This window comes from Acetobacter papayae JCM 25143 (assembly GCF_000613285.1).
In the GTDB taxonomy this organism is placed as follows: domain Bacteria; phylum Pseudomonadota; class Alphaproteobacteria; order Acetobacterales; family Acetobacteraceae; genus Acetobacter; species Acetobacter papayae.
Genome location: NZ_BAIN01000120.1, coordinates 1 through 3,538, shown reverse-complemented (window position 1 = coordinate 3,538; position 3,538 = coordinate 1). Strand labels below are relative to the sequence as shown.

Below are 3,538 nucleotides of genomic sequence, written 5' to 3'. Positions count from 1 at the left end.
CGGGTGGCCAGCACGCGGTGCTGCGTGGTATCCAGCGTGCGCAGCAGCACTGCCGGGCGGCGCGCGGCCATGAGCGCACAGAGCTGTTCCAGTATTTCCATAGGCCATGTGCCGGTGGGGCAGGCGGGGCTGCGTACGGCCTCCACCAGCACTTCAAGGCGGCCACCGCAGGCCAGACCCACTTCCCATGCCCGTGCGCTGCTGACACCGTAATCCAGCACTTCCGGTGCATCGCCCGCCATAATCCGTAGCGCATTGTGCATGACATCCGATTCCACGCACCCACCGCTGACAGAGCCCTCCACCCGGCCACTCTCGGCCATGACCATGCAACTGCCCGCCGGGCGGGGTGAGCTGCCCCATGTGCCGGTTACGGTGGCCACGGCTACGGCCTGACCCTGTCGCACCCAGTGCAGGGCATGGTCCAGCGTGTGCTGTGCGGTTTTTTGCATCTCTTCCGGGGGGTGAGGGGGTGAAACTGTCATATGTCCACCCTATATCATCCAGCGGACAGGCTGCCCATCAAGCAGCGTATCGTCCGGGCGGGGGGCTCCCCTGCGTGAGGCGATCAGCCGGAGCCGTCTGTCGCGGTTAACACGAACAGGGACTGGAAAGTTCATGACGGAAGCTAGAGACGGTCAGGTTGTGTATGTCGTGGCCGATGGGGGCAAGGTGCGTTTCCTGCACGATAGTCAGGGTGCCATGCACGATGTGGAAGTATCTGACAGCCACGCCCATACAGCCACGCCGGGCCAGATGCCTGCCGGTGCCACGCCCGCGGATGCGCGCAAGGATGCGTTTGCCCGTAGCGTGGCCGATCGCATGAACGCGCAGGTTGCGCATGATGGGGCCAATGTGGCGGCGTTTGTGGTGGCAGCCCCCGCGCCCGTGCTGCATGAAATCCGCCAGCATCTGAGCGCACCCGCCGCTGCGCGGGTTATCAAGGTGCTGTCCAAGGACCTTATCAACATCCCCTCGCACGAGCTGCGGCCGCATTTTGATATCCCGGCCACGGGCTGGGTCATGCCGGGCTAAAGGTGCCCGTTTGGGGCGGGTAAACGCCCCACGCCTTTCAGAACTGCCGGTCGCGCGGGGCTTTCCGCCGCACCGGCAGTTTTTTTTTGCCCGTATTCGTGCCATTGCCTGAACAGACGGGGCAAACCAGCGCAACACCCCCCGTATGGTTAAGGAGAGTGAAGCCATGCATGTGGCCTATCCCGGCATGCAGTTGAACATCATACCGGTTACGCCCTTCAGGCAGAACTGTTCCATTTTGTGGAACCCCGAAACCCGGCGCGCCTCGTGGTTGACCCCGGAGGGGATGCCGACACGCTTCTGGCTTTCATTGACCGGCACGCCCTTGAGGTCGAGGCTATCCTGATTACGCATGGCCATCTGGACCATGCCGGGGGTGTGGCGGCCTTGCGCCGCGGGCTGGCCGAACGCGCAGCTCCCGCGCCGGATGTGATCGGGCCCGATGAGCGCGATGCCTTCCTGCTGGCGTCCATTGCCGATCAGGCCCGGCATTTCGGGCTTGAAGGGCTGGAAAACGCCACGGTCGATCGCTTTGTGCAGGAGGGCGAGGTGCTGGACTATGCCGGGTGCCGCCTGCATGTGCTGCACGTGCCGGGGCATACGCCCGGCCATGTGGTGTTTGTGGACAAGGCAGCGCGCTTCGCTTTTGTGGGCGATGTGCTGTTTCGTGGCACGGTCGGGCGGACAGATTTCGCCTATGGCGATGGCCCGCTGCTGGTAAGCTCTATCAAGGACAAACTGCTGCCGCTGACAAAAGAGTCAGGCGGCGCGGCAATACGTGACGATATTACGGTTGTGCCCGGCCATGGTGGCCTGACCACGCTGGATACAGAGGCGGCGGGCAATCCATTCCTGCAAGGCTGAGGCTGGGGAGAGTAAGGTAACGTGAACTACAAAGTGTTGGCGGCTCTGGTGGCCGCATGTGTGGCGCAGGCAGTACCCATGGTGGTGGTTCGGGCGCAGGAGAGTGCCGCCGGTGCGGAGGCGTCGCTGACAGGCGAGCCCACGCAGGCGCAGCCGGTGCTGGCCAAGGAAAGCCTGAGCATTGTCTCGGCCACCGGCACGCATGCGTTTTCTGTGGAAGTGGCGCGCACGCCGCGCCAGCAGCAGGTGGGTGAAATGTTCCGCACCGCCGTGCCGGAAGATGGCGGTATGCTGTTCCCGTGGAAAACCCCGCGCCAGAGCGATATGTGGATGCAGAATACAGTCGTCCCGCTGGATATCGTCTTTATCGGGAGCGACGGGCGGGTTTCCTCCATTGTCGAAAACGCCGTTCCCTACAGTCTGGCTTATATAAGCAGTCATGGTCCGGTGCTGGCCACGCTGGAACTGGCAGGCGGGCTGACAGCCAAGCTAGGCATTACCGTGGGTGACAAGGTGGTGTCGGCTACGCTGGCGGGTGATGAAACGGGCAATGCCAAGGGCAACGCTACGGGCGCCACCACAGGGGCAGCGCACCCCGCGCCATAAGGCGTTCGATTAAAAGCATCGGCGGCCGGGCTGGTCCGGCCGCAGGGCGTGGCGCGCAGGATCTGGGGCAGTAAACGTGGTAATCTTGGTAACCGGCGTGGCCGGGTTTGTGGGGGCGCATGTCGCCCAAGCCCTGCTGGCGCGGGGCGAACGTGTTGTCGGGCTGGATAACCTGAACAGCTATTATAGCCCGGCGCTCAAACAGGCCCGGCTGGCCCGGCTGCAACAGCAGGCCGGATTTTCCTTTCATCAGCTTGATGTCAGCAACCCCGAGGCGCTTGAAGCTCTGCGGCAGGCCGAGCCGGATATACGCGGCATCTTCCACATGGCCGCACAGGCCGGGGTGCGGTACTCCCTGAAAGACCCCTATGTGTTCGCAGGCACGAATGTGTGCGGCCATGTGGCGGTGCTGGAGTTCGCCCGCAGGCTGCGGCGGCTGGACCATCTGGTCTATGCGTCCTCCTCCTCGGTTTACGGGGGCAATACGCGCCTGCCGTTTTCTGAGAGCGATCCGGTGGACAGGCCGGGCTCTTTCTATGCTGTGACAAAGCGCAGCGCCGAACTGGCCTCGGTTGCCTATAGCCATCTGTATGGACTGCCGCAGACAGGGTTGCGCTTCTTTACGGTCTATGGGCCGTGGGGCCGCCCGGACATGGCCTATTATAGCTTTGCCCGCGCCATTATGGCTGGCGAGCCAGTGACTCTCTACGAGGGCGACGCCCTCGCGCGCGACTTCACCTATATTGATGACGTAACGCGGGCAGTGCTGGCGGTGTTCGCTCATCCGCCTGCTCCCGATCAGCCACGGATTCTCAATGTCGGAAACGACCGGCCGGAATCCGTGCGCCATCTGGTTAGCCTGCTGGAGCAGCATCTGGGCCGTAAGGCACAGATTACCCTGCAACCAAGGCCGGGCGCTGATGTGGAAAGAACCTGGGCCGATATCCGCGCTATCCGCGCTCTGACAGGCTGGCAGCCCTCCACAACACTGGAAACGGGAATCGGACACTTCGTCTCATGGCTCCGCGAATCA

Annotated in this window: 5 protein-coding genes and 1 pseudogene; 4 read left to right on the top strand and 2 right to left on the bottom strand. The window is 63.3% G+C overall.

Translation table 11 applies throughout. The features are described from left to right. Together JCM25143_RS14650 and JCM25143_RS24930 are read right to left on the bottom strand one after the other, a co-directional pair. On the bottom strand, window positions 1-485 hold a 485-nt coding region (locus JCM25143_RS14650; protein ID WP_234395349.1), incomplete at its 3' end, for an XdhC family protein. Between the two features lie 9 nt (window positions 486-494). Next, complete coding sequence (locus JCM25143_RS24930; protein ID WP_267879979.1) at window positions 495-620, bottom strand: hypothetical protein; 126 nt, start codon at window positions 618-620, stop codon at window positions 495-497. Between JCM25143_RS24930 and JCM25143_RS14645 the strand changes: the two genes are divergently transcribed. From JCM25143_RS14645 to JCM25143_RS14625, 4 genes and pseudogenes are all read left to right on the top strand, one after another. Then, window positions 619-1,035, top strand: coding sequence for a baeRF12 domain-containing protein (locus JCM25143_RS14645; protein ID WP_035371461.1), 417 nt, complete (start codon window positions 619-621; stop codon window positions 1,033-1,035). The genes JCM25143_RS24930 and JCM25143_RS14645 overlap by 2 nt on opposite strands. Before the next feature lie 166 nt (window positions 1,036-1,201). Next, window positions 1,202-1,899, top strand: a pseudogene (locus JCM25143_RS20195) (MBL fold metallo-hydrolase). Window positions 1,900-1,977: 78 nt separating this feature from the next. After that, entirely contained in the window at window positions 1,978-2,505 is a 528-nt protein-coding gene (locus JCM25143_RS14630) for a DUF192 domain-containing protein (RefSeq protein ID WP_081773618.1), read from the top strand. A gap of 76 nt (window positions 2,506-2,581) precedes the next feature. Continuing rightward, on the top strand, window positions 2,582-3,538 hold a 957-nt coding region (locus JCM25143_RS14625), incomplete at its 3' end, for an NAD-dependent epimerase/dehydratase family protein (RefSeq protein WP_025861765.1).